The 16,467-nt window shown below is 67.9% G+C and carries 15 protein-coding genes; 6 read left to right on the top strand and 9 right to left on the bottom strand.

The window, feature by feature from the left end; all coding sequences use genetic code 11:
- Window positions 1-4: 4 nt before the first annotated feature.
- From sdhA to sdhC, 3 genes are read right to left on the bottom strand one after another with little or no spacing between them, the layout of a single operon-like run.
- Complete coding sequence (gene sdhA, locus G9473_RS03875) at window positions 5-1,822, bottom strand: succinate dehydrogenase flavoprotein subunit (protein WP_291138204.1); 1,818 nt, start codon at window positions 1,820-1,822, stop codon at window positions 5-7.
- A gap of 35 nt (window positions 1,823-1,857) precedes the next feature.
- Window positions 1,858-2,244 (bottom strand): succinate dehydrogenase, hydrophobic membrane anchor protein, encoded by a 387-nt coding sequence (sdhD, locus tag G9473_RS03870; protein ID WP_291136192.1) that lies wholly within the window; start codon window positions 2,242-2,244, stop codon window positions 1,858-1,860.
- Window positions 2,245-2,247: 3 nt separating this feature from the next.
- Window positions 2,248-2,655, bottom strand: a complete 408-nt coding sequence (gene sdhC / locus G9473_RS03865; protein ID WP_291136190.1) for a succinate dehydrogenase, cytochrome b556 subunit — start codon at window positions 2,653-2,655, stop codon at window positions 2,248-2,250.
- Window positions 2,656-2,763: 108 nt separating this feature from the next.
- On the opposite strand from sdhC, the gene G9473_RS03860 reads away from it, so the two are divergent.
- From G9473_RS03860 to G9473_RS03845, 4 genes are read left to right on the top strand one after another with little or no spacing between them, the layout of a single operon-like run.
- A complete protein-coding gene (locus G9473_RS03860; protein WP_291136188.1) occupies window positions 2,764-3,486 on the top strand; it encodes an SDR family NAD(P)-dependent oxidoreductase in 723 nt (240 codons plus the stop codon).
- The gene (locus G9473_RS03855; protein WP_291136186.1) at window positions 3,476-4,405 is read left to right on the top strand and encodes a 50S ribosomal protein L11 methyltransferase; all 930 of its coding nucleotides are present in this window, start codon (window positions 3,476-3,478) and stop codon (window positions 4,403-4,405) included. Before G9473_RS03860 ends, G9473_RS03855 begins: the two co-directional genes overlap by 11 nt.
- Window positions 4,395-5,069 carry a DUF2459 domain-containing protein gene (locus tag G9473_RS03850; RefSeq protein ID WP_291136184.1) on the top strand — a complete coding sequence of 225 codons (675 nt, stop codon included), beginning with the start codon at window positions 4,395-4,397 and terminating at the stop codon, window positions 5,067-5,069. The genes G9473_RS03855 and G9473_RS03850 overlap by 11 nt, the downstream gene beginning before the upstream one ends.
- A gap of 56 nt (window positions 5,070-5,125) precedes the next feature.
- Window positions 5,126-5,797: an SDR family oxidoreductase gene (locus G9473_RS03845; RefSeq protein WP_291136182.1), complete on the top strand. Its 672-nt coding sequence runs from the start codon at window positions 5,126-5,128 to the stop codon at window positions 5,795-5,797.
- Here the strand turns inward: G9473_RS03845 and G9473_RS03840 are convergent.
- The 3 genes from G9473_RS03840 to recN all read right to left on the bottom strand — a co-directional run bounded on the left by G9473_RS03840 (window position 5,794) and on the right by recN (window position 10,152).
- Window positions 5,794-6,294 (bottom strand): CinA family protein, encoded by a 501-nt coding sequence (locus G9473_RS03840; RefSeq protein ID WP_291136180.1) that lies wholly within the window; start codon window positions 6,292-6,294, stop codon window positions 5,794-5,796. The two genes, G9473_RS03845 and G9473_RS03840, sit on opposite strands and share 4 nt — an antisense overlap.
- A complete protein-coding gene (ligA, locus tag G9473_RS03835) occupies window positions 6,291-8,417 on the bottom strand; it encodes an NAD-dependent DNA ligase LigA (RefSeq protein ID WP_291136178.1) in 2,127 nt (708 codons plus the stop codon). Before ligA ends, G9473_RS03840 begins: the two co-directional genes overlap by 4 nt.
- A gap of 67 nt (window positions 8,418-8,484) precedes the next feature.
- Window positions 8,485-10,152 carry a DNA repair protein RecN gene (gene recN, locus G9473_RS03830; protein WP_291136176.1) on the bottom strand — a complete coding sequence of 556 codons (1,668 nt, stop codon included), beginning with the start codon at window positions 10,150-10,152 and terminating at the stop codon, window positions 8,485-8,487.
- A 127-nt stretch (window positions 10,153-10,279) separates the two neighbouring features.
- Here recN and G9473_RS03825 point away from each other — a divergent pair, with 127 nt between their 5' ends.
- A complete protein-coding gene (locus G9473_RS03825; RefSeq protein WP_291136174.1) occupies window positions 10,280-10,723 on the top strand; it encodes a DUF1499 domain-containing protein in 444 nt (147 codons plus the stop codon).
- Between the two features lie 13 nt (window positions 10,724-10,736).
- Here the strand turns inward: G9473_RS03825 and G9473_RS03820 are convergent, their stop codons facing one another.
- The gene (locus G9473_RS03820; protein ID WP_291136172.1) at window positions 10,737-11,531 is read right to left on the bottom strand and encodes an outer membrane protein assembly factor BamD; all 795 of its coding nucleotides are present in this window, start codon (window positions 11,529-11,531) and stop codon (window positions 10,737-10,739) included.
- 156 nt (window positions 11,532-11,687) lie between these two features.
- On the opposite strand from G9473_RS03820, the gene G9473_RS03815 reads away from it, so the two are divergent.
- Entirely contained in the window at window positions 11,688-12,239 is a 552-nt protein-coding gene (locus tag G9473_RS03815) for a hypothetical protein (protein ID WP_291136170.1), read from the top strand.
- A gap of 15 nt (window positions 12,240-12,254) precedes the next feature.
- Here the strand turns inward: G9473_RS03815 and lepA are convergent, their stop codons facing one another.
- A complete protein-coding gene (gene lepA / locus G9473_RS03810) occupies window positions 12,255-14,072 on the bottom strand; it encodes a translation elongation factor 4 (protein ID WP_291136168.1) in 1,818 nt (605 codons plus the stop codon).
- Window positions 14,073-14,152: 80 nt separating this feature from the next.
- Window positions 14,153-16,390 (bottom strand): EAL domain-containing protein, encoded by a 2,238-nt coding sequence (locus tag G9473_RS03805; RefSeq protein ID WP_291136166.1) that lies wholly within the window; start codon window positions 16,388-16,390, stop codon window positions 14,153-14,155.
- Window positions 16,391-16,467: the final 77 nt, after the last annotated feature.

The raw sequence follows: 16,467 nt of genomic DNA, 5'->3' as shown, positions 1-16,467 counted from the left end.
GTCCTCAATACACGCGCGCCTTGGGCTCGATGTAGGTCGCGTCTTCGGTCAGCGTGTATTCGTGGACCGGGCGGTAATCGATGCGGATGTTCGAGCCGCGTCCGCCCCAGCCGTCGAACCAGGCGACGGTGTGCTTCATCCATTCCTTGTCGTTGCGCTCGGGATAATCCTCGTGCGCGTGGGCTCCGCGGCTTTCCTTGCGGTTGGCGGCGCTTGCCATGGTCACGTTCGCCTGCGCCATGAGGTTGTCGAGTTCGAGCGTTTCGATCAGGTCCGAGTTCCAGATCAGCGACTTGTCGGTGACGTGGATGTCCTCCATCCGCTTGTTCTGCTCGGCGAGCTTCTTGACGCCCTCGTCCATCAGCTTCTGGTCGCGGAACACGGCGGCGTGCTGCTGCATCGCCTTCTGCATATCGGCGCGGATCGCGGCCGTGGGCGAGCCGCCCTCGGCATAGCGGAAGTGGTCGAGCCTGGTGAGCGCGAAGTCGGCGCTGTCGGTCGGAAGTTCGGGCTGGCTCGCGCCGGCCTTGAGGTTTTCCTTCAGATGGATGCCGGTCGCGCGGCCGAACACGACGAGGTCGATCAGCGAATTGGAGCCGAGGCGATTCGCCCCGTGGACCGAGACGCAGGCCGCTTCGCCCACGGCGTAGAGGCCGGGCACGACATGGTCCGGGTTTCCGTCCGGGCCGATGGTGACGACCTGGCCGTGATAGTTACACGGGATGCCGCCCATGTTGTAATGCACGGTCGGCGTCACCGGCAGCGGTTCGCGGGTCAGGTCGACGCCGGCGAAGATCTTGCCGCTCTCGGTGATGCCGGGAAGCCGTTCGGCCAGCACCTTGGGATCGATGTGGTCGAGGTGGAGGTAGATGTGATCCCCCTCCGGCCCGACGCCTCGCCCTTCGCGCATTTCGAGCGCCATCGAGCGGCTGACGACATCGCGCGAGGCGAGGTCCTTCGCGGACGGCGCATAACGCTCCATGAAGCGTTCACCTTCGCTGTTCGTCAGGTAGCCACCCTCGCCGCGCGCGCCTTCGGTGATGAGCACGCCCGCGCCGTAGATGCCGGTCGGGTGGAACTGGACGAATTCCATGTCCTGCAGCGGAAGCCCGGCGCGCAGCACCATGCCGCCGCCGTCGCCGGTGCAGGTGTGCGCGGATGTAGCGGTGAAGTAGCACCGGCCATATCCGCCGGTCGCCAGCACCACGCTCTGCGCGCGGAAGCGGTGGATCGTCCCGTCGTCGAGGCACATCGCCATCACGCCGACGCATTTCTTCTCGCCGTCGACATCGGCCATGATCAGGTCGAGCGCGAAATACTCGATGAAGAAATCCGCATCGTACTTGAGGCTCTGCTGGTAGAGCGCGTGGAGCATCGCGTGCCCCGTGCGGTCGGCGGCGGCGCAGGTGCGCTGCACGGGCGGGCCTTCGCCCATATTCTGCATGTGCCCGCCGAAAGGCCGCTGGTAGATCGTCCCGTCCTCGTTGCGGCTGAACGGCACGCCCGCGTGCTCGAGCTCGTAGACCGCCTGCGGGGCTTCGCGCGCGAGATATTCGATCGCGTCCTGGTCGCCCAGCCAGTCCGACCCCTTGACCGTGTCGTACATATGCCAGGTCCAGTGGTCGGGCGTGTTGTTGCCGAGGCTCGCCGCGATTCCGCCCTGCGCCGCGACCGTGTGGCTGCGGGTCGGGAAGACCTTGGAGATGTTCGCCGTGCGAAGGCCCGCTTCGGCCGCGCCCATGGTGGCGCGCAGGCCCGATCCGCCCGCGCCCACGACGACGACGTCATAGGTGTGATCGACGATCTTATACGAGCCCTTCAGCGAAGGGCCTGCATCATTGGCGGGTGCGCTTGCCATTAAGCCTTTGCTCCGAATGCGAGGGTTGCGACGCTGAACAGGGCAAAGCCCGCGCCGCCGAATACCGCGAGATTGAGCGCCGTGATCAGCGCGAACTTGGAACCGGGCTCGTGGATGTAGTCCTCGATCACGACCTGCAGGCCGAGCCGGGCGTGCCAGAACAGGCTGATCGTGAGCAGCGCCATCGGGACCGCCGCGATCGGCTGGGCGAGCCATGTCGAGACACCGGCATGGGAGAAATCGGACAGCATCGCGAAGCTGACGATCAGCCACGCCATGACGATGAGATTGCCCGCCGCCGTGGTGCGCTGCAGCAGCCAGTGATGCGCGCCTTCGTGGCTCGGGCCGAGGCCGCGCACGCGGCCGATCGAAGTGCCGTTACCCATTGGTCAGGCTCCCTTCGCGAACAGCAGGTAGGACCACAGCGCCAGCGTCAGCAGCACGCCGATGACGGGCGAGGCAATCGACCAGAAGCGGTTGACGTCGAGATCGTAGCCCGCCCCGATGTCGAGCACGAAGTGGCGTAGCCCGCTCATCATGTGGTTGAAGAAGGCCCAGGACAGGCCGAACAGAACGACCAGGCCAATCGGCGAGCCCATCCAGAAGGTGAAGGTCGCAAACGCCTCCGGCCCGCTCGCGAGAGCGCCCAGGAACCACACCAGCAGCGGCAGGCCGACCAGCGCCATGGCGGAACCCGAAACGCGGTGCAGGATCGAGACCAGCATATGCGGCCCCCAGCGCCAGATCTGGAGATGCGGCGACAGCGGCCTTGCGCTGTGATGGTCTCTTTGACTCATGATCGTCCCATGTCGCATTGATATTCCGGCACTCACTTAACGATGCTGCGGCATAGGGCAAGCGGCGAGAACTCGACTCCGCTTGCAAATTTCGGGATAGGGGCTTGCATGAGTGTCATTCTTGTTACGGGGACGAGCCGGGGCATAGGCGCGGCGGTGCGCGAGGCGCTCGCCGCGCGCGGGGTCACGGTGATCGGCCATTCGACGCGCGGCGGGGACGGCGAAATCGCCGCCGATTTCACCGATCCGGCAGCGCCCCAATTGCTGTGGGAAGCCGCGCTCGAGACGGGCGGCGGGCGGATCGATGCGGTCATCAACAACGCCGGCCTGTTCGAAGCCTCGCGTCTCGAACGCTCCGACATCGAATGGCTCGACGCGTGGGAGGACACGCTGCGCATCAACCTTACCGCCGCAGCGCAATTGTCGCGGCTCGCGGTGCTCCATTGGCTCGACGGGGATGCGGGCGAGGACGGCGTTCGCGGACGGCTCGTCCATGTCGCGAGCCGCGCGGCCTATCGCGGGGATTCGCCCGCGCACTGGCACTATGCCGCGGCCAAGGGCGGCATGGTCGCCATGCACAAGACCATCGCGCGCGCCTATGCCAACATGGGCGTATTGAGCTACGCGATCACGCCGGGCTTCACCGACACCAGCATGGCGGGCGACTACCTTGAAAGCCGCGGCGGGCCGGGCCTGCTCGCCGACATCCCGCTGGGCCGCGTCGCCGAGCCCGAGGAAATCGCGACCATCGCCGCCTTCTGCGCGCTCGATGCGCCGCCGAGCATGACGGGCGCGGTGATCGATGCGAACGGGGCGAGCTTTGTCCGCTGACACCGACGATACGGGCGCGACGTGGAAGCTCACCGCGCACGCCGGAAAACGCGCGGTGCAGCAGGCGCTGCTCGTCCATGACGAGATCGAGGACTGGGACGCGGACCTCGTCATAGCGGGCCGCGAACTGGCCGAAGACCGCCCCGAGGACTGGGTGCTCGAAGCCTGGTATCCGCGCGAACCGGGGGCCGAGCAGGAAGCCGCGCTCGCCGGGCTGTTCGCCGACAACCCGCCCGAAATCGCGGTCGAGCGCCTGCCCGCGCAGGACTGGCTGACCCTCTCGCAGCAGAACGTCCAGCCGATCCGCGCCGGGCGCTTCCACGTCCACACGCCCGAATTCCCGCCCGACCCGGAGCAAATCGATTTCGTCATCCCGGCGAGCCAGGCTTTCGGCACGGGCCAGCACCGCACCACCGCCGGCTGCCTCGAAATGCTCTCGCAGATGAAGGCGAGCGGCCTCGTCGCACGGCGCATCGCGGATATCGGGACGGGCACGGGCCTGCTCGGCTTCGCGGGGCTGCGCCTGTGGCCCTTGGCCAATTGCACCGCGTCCGACATCGACGAGGTCTGCGCCGAGGTCGTCGCGGAGAACGCCGCGCTCAACCGGGTAGCGCTCGGCCCGCGCCCCGGCCAGATGGCCTTCGTCGTCGCCGAGGGGATGGAGCACGACCTGTTGCGCGTGAACGCGCCCTACGACCTCCTCATCGCCAATATCCTTGCCGGGCCGCTTGTCGAACTCGCCCCCGATTTCGCGCGCCATGTCACGCCGGGGGGCAGCGTGCTGCTCGCCGGGCTGCTGGCGGGCGAGCAGGAGGCGCAGGTGCGCCGCGCCTATCGCCGCGCCGGGCTGCATCTCGTCGCGCGGCTCCAGCGCGGCGACTGGGCGATCCTGTGGCTGAGAAAGCGCCGTGGCCGCTAGGCCGCTGCGCCGCTGGCTCACCCGCGCCGCGCTCGCGATTGTCGCCCTGCCCGTCCTGTTTGCCGGTACCGCATGGATCGGCTCCTCGATCCCGCGCAACGCCGACTGGGAGGAACCCGCGCGCGGCGTCACGATCTTGCTCGCGCATAACGGCGTGCATACCGAGATCGTCATGCCCGTCCTTGCCGAGGGGCACGACTGGCGCGCGCATTTCTCACCTGCCGATCTCGCGGAGCCCCGGCGCGCCTATACCCATGTCGCGGTGAGCTGGGGCGAGCGGGACTTCTTCCTCGAAACGCCGACCTGGGCGGAGATGGAACTCGGCAACGCGCTGGGCGCGCTTTTCGGAGGCGAGGCGCTGCTGCACGTGGCGTGGTATGTCCGCCCCGCCCCGTCCGGGAATTTCCGCGAGCTGCGCGTCACGCCGGCGCAATACCGCGCACTGGCCGAGGCGATCGCCGCCGATCTCGAACCGGACCCGCAGGTGTTCGAGGGCTACGAGGACCACGACGTGTTCTATTCGGCACGCGGCGCCTATCATCTCGGCAAGACCTGCAACCAGTGGACCAGCGACCGGCTGGCCGGCGCGGGGATCGCGACCGGCTGGTGGACTCCGCTTGCCGGGGGCGTGATGAAATGGGTCCCGCGCGCAGCCGCACGCTAGGATTGTCGGAACGCCCCGCCCGCCCGCACCATTGACCGGGTGAAAGGACAAGCATCATGGCCAAGACATTGCTCATCACCGGAGCCTCCTCCGGCATCGGCGCGGCGACCGCCCGCGCGGCGGCGCAGGCGGGCTGGAACGTCGCGCTGGTCGCGCGCTCTGCGGACAAGCTGGAAAAGCTGGCGGGAGAAATCGGCGACAATGCCCTCGCCCTCCCCTGCGATGCGACCGACCGCGATGCGGTGCGCGATGCGCTGGCGAAGACCGCGGACCGGTTCGGCGGGATCGAGGCGGTCTATGCCAATGCCGGGACCGGCGCGTCGGCGCCGGGCGTCGAGAAGGGCGATCCCGACGACTGGCATCGCATGATCCACATCAACATCCTCGCCGTGCTCTACCTCGCGCACGCGGCGATCCCGCATCTGAAAAAGACCAAGGGCCATTTCCTCGTCACCGGGTCCAAGGCGGGCCGCGACAATATGAAAGGCTCGGTTTATTCTGCGACCAAGTGGTTCGTCCACGGCTTCGGCGAGAACCTCGCCGAGGAGATGCGCGACTGGGGCGGGCGCTGCACGGTGATCGCGCCGGGCATGGTCAACACCGCTTTCTTCGACGAGCCCAAGCCGACCAAGATCCAGCCAGAGGACGTGGCGAACGCGGTGGTCTACGCGCTCGAGCAGCCGAAAACGGCGGCGGTGCGCGAGATCTACATCATGCCGAACGACTAGGCTTCGGCGAGCGTTTTCTCGAGCAGGTCGAGCGCGTTGCGGGTGAAGGCGGCCATGTTCGCGATGCGATCGTCGCTGGCGGTTTCGAGCACGGCGCAGACCTCCCCGTCCGGCCCCGCAAGCGCCGCCACGCTGCGGCCCGCAGGCGCTCCAGTGGGATGCGAAGAGCCGCCTACGGAGCCGCTTTCGGCAAGACCCCATTCGGCGCCGAAGTTGTCGCGGATCGCCCGCGCCTGCAGCAGCGCATAGTCTTCGCTCGCCCCGCGCATCCCCTTGTAAGCCTCGCGGGGAAGCGCGAACAGCACGTCGCGCGCCCGCAGCGAATAGACCACCCCGCCGCCCACGAAGAAATCGAGCGCGCCCGGCACGGTCAGGAGGCTGGCCGCGACCAGCCCGCCGGTGGCTCCATCGGCGACCGCGACTTTCTCGCCCCGCGCCCGCAAGCGGTCCGCAATGCGAGCGGCAAGCGGGTGGAGTTCGCGCAGCAGGTCGCTCATGGCCCGGCCCCGGCATCGGCCTTCGCGACGATTTCCGCCCAGCCCGCTTCGTCGATCACTTCGATGCCGAGTTCCTGCGCCTTCTTCAGCTTAGACCCCGCGCCCGGCCCGGCGACCAGCAGGTCGGTCTTGGCGCTGACGCTGCCCGCAGCCTTCGCGCCCAATCGTTCGGCCTGCGCCTTGGCCTCATCGCGGCTCATGGTTTCCAGCTTGCCGGTGAAGACGACCGTCTTGCCCGCCACCGGGCTGTCGAGCGTCTCGACCTCGTAGCGCGGCGGGTTCACGAGGCCGAGAATGTCCTCCCACACCGCGACATTGTGCGGTTCGTGAAAGAAGTCGCCCAATGCCTCGACCACGCTCGGCCCGATCCCGTCGATTGCGGTGAGTTCTGCGGCCGCCTCCTCGTCCCCGGCGCGTGCCCGTTCCGCGAGGTCGCGGATGACGGGAAGCTCGTGGAAGTTCTTGAGAAGGTCGCGCGCCGTGACCTCGCCGACATGGCGGATGCCGAGCCCGAAAAGCAGCCGCGCCGCGTCGGGCTCGCGCCGGTTTTCCACAGCCGCCAACAGGTTATCCACAGACTTGTCCTGCCACCCCTCGAGCGCGAGGATGTCATCCCGACGTTCCTTGAGGCGGAAGATGTCCGCCGGGCTTTCGAGCCAGCCGAGGTCGAAGAACTGGGCGATGGTCCTGGTCCCGAACCCGTCGATGTCGAGCGCCTTGCGGCTGACGAAATGTTCGAGCCGCTGGGTGCGCTGGGCCGGGCAGATCAGCCCGCCGGTGCAGCGCACGTCGACTTCGCCTTCTTCCGCCACCGCCTCGCTGCCGCAGCGCGGGCAGTGGTCGGGGAATTGGAAGGGCTCGCGCTCCTCCTCCCGCGTCAGGTTCTCGACCACCTGCGGGATGACATCGCCTGCGCGCTGGATCACCACCCGGTCGCCGGGGCGAACGCCGAGGCGCGCGATCTCGTCGCGGTTGTGGAGCGTCACGTTCGTCACCGTCACCCCGCCCACCAGCACCGGCGCGAGGCGGCCCACCGGCGTCAGCTTCCCGGTGCGCCCGACCTGGATGTCGATCGCCTCCAGCACGGTCTCGGCGCGCTCGGCCGGGAACTTGTGCGCCAAGGCCCAGCGCGGGGCTTTCGCCACGAAGCCGAGGCGCTGCTGGTAGTCGAGCCGGTCGACCTTGTAGACCACCCCGTCGATTTCATAAGGGAGGTCCGGCCGCGCCGCGCCGATGCGCTCGTATTGCGCGAGCAGGCCCTCGACACTCTCGACCCGCGTGAACAGCGGCGAGATCGGAAAGCCCCAGCCGCGCAGGGCTTCGACCACCTCTTCCTGCGTCTCGCCCGGAACATCGCTCACCGCGCCCCAGCCATGCGCCCAGAACCGCAAGGGGCGTTTCGCGGTGACGCTCGCGTCCTTCTGCCGCAGCGAGCCCGCCGCCGCATTGCGCGGATTGGCGAACTGGCGGACCTTGGATGCGTCGAATTCCTCGTCCTTCGCCTCGGCGGCGGCGCGCGCGTCCTCCATCAGGCGGGCGTTGAGGTCGGCGAAGGCGGCGCGCTCCATGTAGACCTCGCCGCGCACTTCGAAGACGCTCGGAACGCCTTTCGGCAATTCCTGCGGAATGTCGGCGATGTGCGCGACATTGGCGGTCACGTCCTCGCCCACCTGCCCGTCCCCACGGGTCGCGGCGCGGACCAGCCGTCCGTCCTCGTATCGCAGCGAGCAGGACAACCCGTCGATCTTGTCCTCGGCGGTGAAGGCGAGCGGCTCGTCCTCGGAAAGCGCCAGATAGCGCCGCACCCGCGCGGCCCATTCCTCGACTTCCTCTGGCGAGAAGGCATTGTCGAGGCTCATCATGCGAACCTCGTGGGTGACCTTGGAAAGCGGCGAAGCGGCGACCGCGTGCCCGACCTTCTTCGACGGCGAGTCCTCGCGCACCAGATGCGGGAAAGCCGCCTCCAGCTCCGCATTGCGCCGCACCAGCGCATCGTATTCGGCGTCGGAGATTTCCGGCGAATCCTCGGCGTGATAGAGCCGGTCGTGCTTCGCAATGGCCTTGGCGAGCCGCATCAGCTCGTTCGCGGCTTCGGCTTCGGTGAGGTTGGCTGTGTCGGTCATAGGCGTCCACCACCCCCAACACCCTCCTCCCGTGAGGAGGGGACTTGTGCGATCTTTGCCTCTGCCATCACACCCCCTCCAGCAGCCGATCCGCCTGCGCGCGGGCCTCGGGCGTGACCTCCGCGCCGGAGAGCATCCGTGCAATCTCTTCCTGCCGCCCGGCGTTGTCGAGCAGCACCACGCTCGTCTTCGTCACCGTGCCGCTGGACGCCTTGGCGATGAGGTAGTGCTGCCCCCCGCGCGCCGCGACCTGCGGGCTATGCGTCACCGCCAGCAATTGCCCCTCGTCCGACGCCAGCCGCGCCAGCCTCTCGCCGATGGCGCTCGCCACCGCGCCGCCCACGCCGCGGTCGATTTCGTCGAAGATGATCGTCGCCGCCCCGCCCTTTTCCGCCAGCGCGACTTTCAGCGCGAGGATGAAGCGCGAGAGTTCGCCCCCGGACGCGATCTTGGCGAGCGGGGCGAAATCCGCGCCGGGGTTGGTCGCGATCAGGAATTCGACCCCGTCGCGGCCCAAGGCGCCCCACTTGTCCTCGGGCAGATCGGTGATCGCCGTCCGGAACCGCGCCGCGTCGAGTTTCAGCGGGGCAAGCTCCGCCGCCACCGCCTTGTCCAGCCGCTTCGCCGCCGCCGCGCGCGCTTCGTGCGCGGCATCGGCCGCCGCAACGTAAGCCGCGCGCGCCTCCTTCGCCGCCTTTTCCAACGCGCCCAGTTCCGCCTCCCCGCCCTCGATCGCGGCGAGCTTCCCGCGCATCTCCTCCATCAGCGCAGGCAGGTCGTCGACCTCGCAGCGGTGCTTGCGGGCGAGCGCGCGCAGGTCGAACAGGCGCGTCTCCGCCGCCTCGAGCGCCGCCGGGTCATGCACAAGCGCCTCGGCCGCGCGTTCGAGCGTTTCCTCCGCCTCGCCCGCCTCGATCACCGCCCTATCGAGCGCGGCCAGCGCCTCTGCCAGCAGCGGGTGTTCCTCCGCGATCCGGTCGAGCTTGCGCGCCGCCACCCGCAGCGAGGCGAGCGGCGAGTCCGAACCCTCCCAGATGTGGCGCAACTCCTCGAGCTCGCCCGACAGGCGCTCGCCTTTCTGCAGGTCGATGCGCTGGGCGGCGAGGCGCTCTTCCTCGCCAACCTCGGGCGTCAGCGCGTCGAGCTCGGCAAGGTGCGCGCGCAGCAATTCCTCGTCGGCCCTCGCCTGCTCGACCTCGGCGCGCGCCTCGGCCAGCTTCGCCTCGGCCTTCGCCCAGTCGCGCCACGCGGCGCTGAGCGCGGAAAGGTCGGTCCCGGCATAGCGGTCGAGCAGATCGCGGTGGCCGCGCGGGTTCACCAGCCCCCTGTCGTCGTGCTGGCCGTGCAGCTCGACCAGAGCGGGGGCGAGCGCGCGCAGCAGGGCGACGCTCGCCGACTGGTCGTTGACGAAAGCCTTGGAGCCGCCGTCCGCCTTGACCTGGCGGCGGATGAGCAGCGGCTCGCCCGGCTCGATCTCGATCCCGGCATCGTCCAATGCCTCCGCGATCGCGGCAGGAAGCGCGGCGAAATCGAAGCTGGCGGTGACGCTCGCCTTTTCCTCTCCGGCGCGCACCAGCGCGGTTTCCGCCCGGTCGCCGAGCACGAGGCCGAGCGCATCCAAGAGGATCGACTTGCCCGCCCCCGTCTCGCCCGTGAGCACGCCGAGCCCGCCGCGAAACTCGAGATCGAGCGCTTCGATGAGGACGATGTTGCGGATCGAAAGCCGGGTCAGCATGGCGGAAACCTGTTAACCCAAGCGCGCGGTCCGGTCACGCGGGCAAAGCGGGTTTGCGAACAGCTATCCGCGGTTTGCAGGCGGGGTGGGCGGCGCCCTATGACGGCAGGGCTTTGGAGAGGTTACAATGAGCATCATCAGGACAGGCGCTTTCGCTCTCATCGGGCTCGCGGTGCTTGGGGCGGGAGGCTTCGCCGCGCTCGGGCAGTATTCGAAGCGGGGCAGCGCGCCCGGCCTGACCGGAGGCACGCTCGCGCCCTGCCCCGCCAGCCCCAATTGCGTCTCGAGCGAAGCGGGGACCGAGGCGGCCAAACGGGTCGAACCGCTTGCCTCGGCAAGCTGGGATGCCCTGCCCGGCGCGATTGCGGCGATGGGCGGCCAGGTGACCCGGCGCGAGGACGGTTACATCGCCGCCGAGTTCACCTCGCGCGTCTTCGGCTTCGTCGACGATCTCGAACTGCGCCGGGGCGAGGACGCGGTGCACGTGCGCTCGGCCTCGCGGGTCGGCCATTCGGACAACGGCGTGAACGCCGCGCGCGTCGCGCAGCTGCGCTCCCGGCTGGACGATTGAACGGCGCCGAAGCCTAGCTCGGCTGGACGTCCGGCGCGTGCTTGTCGACCAGCTTGTAGGCTTTTTCGTACCACTTGCTGCCCGGATAGTTCGCCCCCAGCACGGCGGCGTATTTCACCGCCTCTTCAGGGATGCCGAGCGCGAGATTGCTTTCGGTCAGGCGATAGAGCGCCTCGGGCGTGTGGCTGGTCGTGTCGAAATCGTCGATCACGTTGCGGAACCGGATCGCGGCGGCGAGCCACTGGCCCATGCGCTGGTAATGGCGCCCGATCTCCATCTCCTTGCCCGCGAGGTGATCCGCGACGAGGTCGAGCTTCAACCGCGCATCGGCAGCGTATTCGGTCTGGGGAAAGCGCCGGTTCACCTCCTCGAGCGCGGCCTGCGCCTGTTCGGTGATCTTCTGGTCGCGGTTCACGTCGCTGATCTGCTCGTAATAGGACAGCGCGATCAGGTAATAGGCATAGGGCGCGTCCTTGTTCCCCGGGTGGATCGATAGGAAGCGCTGCGCGTTCTGGATCGCCTTGTTGTAATCGCGCGCGAGATAATAGCTGAACGCGCTCATCAGCTGCGCGCGGCGGGCCCAGGGCGAATAGGGGTGCTGGCGCTCGACCTCGTCGAACAGGGCCGCGGCGAGGATCGTGTTGCCGCGATCGAGCCGCCGCTGCGCCTCGGCATAGAGCGATTCGACGTCGCGCGCGACATAGGCGACGTCCTCGTTTGCGGAGCCTCCCCCGCAGGCGGTGGTGGCGAGGACGGCCGCGCCGAGCAGGGCAGCGCGCGAAAGTGTCGTCGTGATCCGGGTCGTCATGGCGCGAGCGTATAGCCAGAGCCGCGCTGAACGCCAAGTGAAGGTTGGCGGCCCCTGCCCGCCGGTCGATTCCAACGCGATCGGCCCATGCGCACCGGAAACGATCCGCGCTCCACCCGTTATTGGACAATATAACGCTATTTCAGGAGCTTAACTATGTTAAGAACCAGACACACCTTCGCCGTTGCCGCCGCTTTCGGAATGTCCGTCGCGCTCGGGGCCTGCGCCACTTCCACCCCCTACCAGTCCGCCGAGGCTCCGGGGCAGCAGTTCGGCTACCAGAGCGAGCAGATCGCCGCTGATCGCTTTCGCGTGAGCTTTTCCGGCAACGAGGTGACGAGCCGCGAGACGGTCGAGGAATACCTGCTCTACCGCGCCGCCGAACTCACCCGGCAGAAGGGCTATGAGGGTTTCGAGGTCGTGCGCGAGGCGACCGAGGCCGACATCGACATCGACACCGTGCCGACGGTCTATCCGGGCTGGGCACCGGCCTGGGACTATTATGGCGCGGGCTATGGCTGGAACACCTACGACCCCTATCTCGGCGCGCCCTTCCCGGCCGAAAGGATCACCACGAGCGACCGCTACAGCGCCTCGGCCGTGATCGAGATGTATCGCGGCAGGGCCCCGGCCGGAAGCGAGGAGAGCTTCGATGCGAGCGCGGTGCTGGCGCGGCTGGGCAATGACGTGGAGATGCCGGAAGGCTGACGGCTCGGGGGAGGATCACTCCTCCCCCATCCTGAGCGCGGCGATGAACGCCTCCTGCGGGATCGACACGTTCCCGTATTCCCGCATCCGCGCCTTGCCCTTCTTCTGCTTTTCCAGCAGCTTCTTCTTGCGGGTGATGTCGCCGCCGTAGCACTTTGCGGTCACGTCCTTGCGCAGTGCGGCGATGGTTTCGCGGGCGATGATCTTGCCGCCGATCGCGGCCTGTATGGGGATCTTGAACAGGTGGCGCGGGATGAGATCTTTCAGGCGCTCGCACATCCCCCGCCCGCGCTCCTCGGCGACCGAGCGGTGGACGATCAGCGAGAGCGCGTCGACCGGCTCGTTGTTGACGAGGATGTTCATCTTGACGAGGTCGCCTTCGCGAAGCCCGATCTGTTCGTAGTCGAAGCTCGCATAGCCGCGGCTGATCGACTTCAGCCGGTCGTAGAAATCGAACACGACTTCGTTCAGCGGCAATTCGTAGGTCACCTGCGCGCGGCCGCCGACATAGGTGAGGTCGGTCTGGATGCCGCGGCGATCCTGGCACAGCTTGAGGATCGCGCCGAGATAGTCGTCAGGCGTGTAGATCACCGCCTTGATCCACGGCTCCTCGACGATCTCGATGCGGTTGACGTCGGGCCAGTCGGCGGGGTTGTGGATGTCGATGACCTTGGCGTCCTCGGTCTTGGTATGGCCAAGATGGACGCGGTAGACGACGGATGGCGCCGTGGTGATGAGGTCGAGGTCGTATTCGCGGGAGAGGCGCTCCTGGATGATCTCGAGGTGGAGCAGGCCGAGGAAGCCGCAGCGGAAGCCGAAGCCCAATGCCGCTGAGCTTTCCATCTCGTAGGAAAAGCTCGCGTCGTTCAAACGCAGCTTGCCGATGGACTCGCGCAGCTTCTCGAAATCGGCGGCGTCCACGGGGAAGAGGCCGCAGAAGACCACCGGCTGCGGCTCGCGGTAGCCGGGCAGCGGTTTGTCGGCGCCGTTCTTGACCGTAGTGATGGTGTCGCCGACGCGGGCCTGTTCGACTTCCTTGATCTGCGCGGTGATGAAGCCGATCTCGCCGGGGCCGAGTTCGGGCAGGTCGGTGCGCTTGGGCGTGAAGCAGCCGACGCGGTCGACGAGGTGCTGCGTGCCGCCCTGCATGAAGCGGATGTTCAGCCCCTTGGTGAGCGTTCCCTCGAGCACGCGCACGAGAATGACGACGCCGAGATAGGGGTCGTACCACGAGTCCACGAGGCTCGCCTTGAGCGGCGCTTCGCGCGTGCCGGTGGGGGGCGGGATACGGGCAACGATGGCTTCGAGCACGTCCTCGATCCCGATGCCCGATTTCGCGGATGTGAGCACCGCGTCGGAAGCATCGAGGCCGATGATGTCCTCGATCTCGGCCTTGACCTTGTCGGGGTCGGCGGCGGGCAGGTCGATCTTGTTGATGACGGGGACGATCTCGTGGTCGTGCTCGATCGACTGGTAGACATTGGCGAGCGTCTGCGCCTCGACCCCCTGCGCGGCGTCCACCACCAGCAGCGCGCCCTCGCACGCGGCGAGGCTGCGGGAGACCTCGTAGGCGAAGTCGACGTGGCCAGGGGTGTCCATCAGGTTGAGCTGATAGGTTTCGCCATCGGACGCGGTGTAGTCGAGCCGCACGGTCTGCGCCTTAATGGTGATGCCGCGCTCGCGCTCGATATCCATGTTGTCGAGGATCTGCTCGCGCATCTCGCGCTCGGTCAACCCGCCGCAGACCTGGATCAGCCGGTCGGCGAGCGTCGACTTCCCGTGGTCGATATGGGCGATGATGCTGAAATTGCGGATCTTGGAAAGGTCGGTCATTTGCGCTGCGCAATAGCGCCGCGCCGCCCGGGTGTCATGCGCGAAAAACGCAAGTCCCCCGCGCGCCCGCGAACGGCGCGTCAGGCGTGTTCGTGGCGATAGCTCGGCGCGTAGCCGAATTGCGGGATCGACTTGCCCTCACCCAAACCGCCTTCCATCGCCTTGTAGCTGCCCGGCGACAGCGCGGCGAGCGGCGCGCCGGCCGAGGCGAGCATATAGGGTGACACGCGGTTGCGCGTCACCAGCCCGCCCGATCCGTCCTCGACGAGGTGCTGTTCGAATTCGAGCCCCTGCGTGTCGCCATTGGTGCGCGTCACCGTCGCCACGGCAAGCTGGCCGCCGCCCAGGTCGACCACGAACTGCGTGCCCCTCGGCACGTCCATCAGCCCCTGGATCAGCGCGCCGGTCTTCGACAGGTTGCGCAGCGTGACCTCGTAGGAATGGTCGTCGTGGATGACGTGGATCTTGCGCAGCACCGTGCGGCGGCGGGCGCGGCGGGTGCGGTCGGCCGACGGGTCGATCCGCCAGCCCCCGCCCATGATCTCCGCCTCGACCGTCTCGCGCTCGGCCGCCTCGTAATAGATCGGGCCCTGGACGAAGCCGACCCCGCAGCCGACCAGCGCGTCGTTGAGCGCCATGCTTTCGATGCCGCCTGCAAGCGTGTCCATCCCGAGCGCACCGGCAAGCGCGACGATCGCCCGCACGAGGCCGAGCTCGCGGTTCTCGCCGCCAATGGCCCCGCCCTTGCCCCCGCCATCCGCCTCGCGGTCGGCCTCCGCGACAAGGCGGCTGTCGATGCGTATCGTGTCGAACGGCGCGCGGCGCAGGTAGGCAAGGCTCGAATAGCCCGAGCCGAATTCGTCGAGCGTGAGGCGCACGCCCAGCTTGAACAGCCGGCCGAGCGTGCGGTCGACCTGGTTGGCATCGCCGAAGAACACCGCCTCGCTGATGCCGAGTTCGAGCCGGCTGGCAGGCAGGTCGGTTTCCGACAGCGCCTCGGCCACATCGTCGACGAAGCTTTCCGCGTTGAACAACGGGGCCGGAACGCCCAGCGCGACGCGCACGCTGTCGGGCCACAGCGCGGCATGGGCACACGCCTCGCGGATCGACCAGCGCCCGACATCGGCGACCAGCGAGGAGCCTTCGAGGATGCTGGCGAATTCCTCCTCGTCGATCTCGCCGCGCTGCGAATGGTTCCAGCAGATCCTCGCCTCGAGCGAGGTCACCTTGCGGCTCTTCGCCTCGATCACCGGCTGGTATTTGAGGAAGAGCTGGTTTTCCGACAGGCCCGTGCCGAGATCGGCTTCGAGCCGGCGGCGGAAGATCGCCTCGTTTTCGAGCTCGCCCGAGAAGAACCGGAACTGCCCGCGCCCGCCGTTCTTGGCAGCGTAGAGCGCAAGGTCGGCCGAGCGCACGACTTCCTCGCGCGTGACCCCGTCGTGCGGGGCGATGGCGATGCCGACCGAGGAACCGATCACGCAGCGCCCTTCGGCAAGGCTGTAGGGCTGTTTGAGCATGGAGATGATCTTCATCGCGATCTCGCCCAGCACGCCGCGGTCGTCGAGGTCGGGGATCATCACCTGGAATTCGTCGCCGCCGAGCCTTCCGATCTCGCATTCGCGATCGATCGCGCGCTTCAGCCGTTCGGATACCTGTTTCAGCAGCTCGTCGCCCGCAGCGTGGCCGAGCGTGTCGTTGACCTGCTTGAAGCGGTCGAGGTCGAGCATCATCACCGCGCAATTGCGCTTGGCCGCCTTGAAGGCGGTGAGCGTCGATTCGATCAGGTGCGCCATGCGGTGGCGATTGGCGAGCCCGGTGAGCGAATCGAACTTGGCGAGGCGCTCGGTCTCCTCCTCGCGGTAGAATTCCTCGGTTATGTCCGCGCCGGTCCCGCGGAAGCCCTCGAAACGGCCCGCATCGTCGAACACCGGGTGCCCGGCAAGCCGCAGGACCGCGCCGTCCTCGCGCCGCGCCGCGCGCACGGCGACGCCGGAAAACGCCTTGTGCGCGCCGAGCCTCAGCGAAAGCGGCTTTTCCCGTCCGCCCAGCCCCGCGGGCTGGAAGACCTGCGCGACCGGCTGGCCGACGAGTTCCTCAAGCGGCAGGTCAAGCCGCTGCGCGACGCTGGGGGAGAGATAGGCCAGCCGCCCTTCGGCATCGCTCGCCCAGAACCAGCCCAGCCCCGAGCGTTCGAGATCCTCGAGCATGGCGAGCTTCTGGGTATCGGACAGGGTCGGCGAGGCCCCGGCGCGCCCCTGCGTGCCGGACCGTGCGGAGGCATTCCCGCTCCTCGAAGACAGCAGTCCCTTCAAGGGCACGTCGCGTCGGTCCTCCCGCTTCCGGTCCTCGCTGCACCCTGCTCCATCCCGGTGGGATGCGGCGGGCAGGCGAGGCT

This window comes from Erythrobacter sp., from assembly GCF_011765465.1.
Classification (GTDB): Bacteria; Pseudomonadota; Alphaproteobacteria; order Sphingomonadales; family Sphingomonadaceae; genus Erythrobacter.
This window is presented reverse-complemented; position numbering and strand designations above follow the sequence as displayed.

Coding starts and splice junctions, on each gene's coding strand:
- G9473_RS03820 (WP_291136172.1), bottom strand. CDS start 11,531: ATGACGACCCGGATCACGACGACACTTTCGCGCGCTGCCCTGCTCGGC.
- sdhD (WP_291136192.1), bottom strand. CDS start 2,244: ATGGGTAACGGCACTTCGATCGGCCGCGTGCGCGGCCTCGGCCCGAGC.
- sdhC (WP_291136190.1), bottom strand. CDS start 2,655: ATGAGTCAAAGAGACCATCACAGCGCAAGGCCGCTGTCGCCGCATCTC.
- G9473_RS03825 (WP_291136174.1), top strand. CDS start 10,280: ATGAGCATCATCAGGACAGGCGCTTTCGCTCTCATCGGGCTCGCGGTG.
- G9473_RS03845 (WP_291136182.1), top strand. CDS start 5,126: ATGGCCAAGACATTGCTCATCACCGGAGCCTCCTCCGGCATCGGCGCG.
- ligA (WP_291136178.1), bottom strand. CDS start 8,417: ATGACCGACACAGCCAACCTCACCGAAGCCGAAGCCGCGAACGAGCTG.
- recN (WP_291136176.1), bottom strand. CDS start 10,152: ATGCTGACCCGGCTTTCGATCCGCAACATCGTCCTCATCGAAGCGCTC.
- G9473_RS03860 (WP_291136188.1), top strand. CDS start 2,764: ATGAGTGTCATTCTTGTTACGGGGACGAGCCGGGGCATAGGCGCGGCG.
- G9473_RS03815 (WP_291136170.1), top strand. CDS start 11,688: ATGTTAAGAACCAGACACACCTTCGCCGTTGCCGCCGCTTTCGGAATG.
- lepA (WP_291136168.1), bottom strand. CDS start 14,072: ATGACCGACCTTTCCAAGATCCGCAATTTCAGCATCATCGCCCATATC.
- G9473_RS03840 (WP_291136180.1), bottom strand. CDS start 6,294: ATGAGCGACCTGCTGCGCGAACTCCACCCGCTTGCCGCTCGCATTGCG.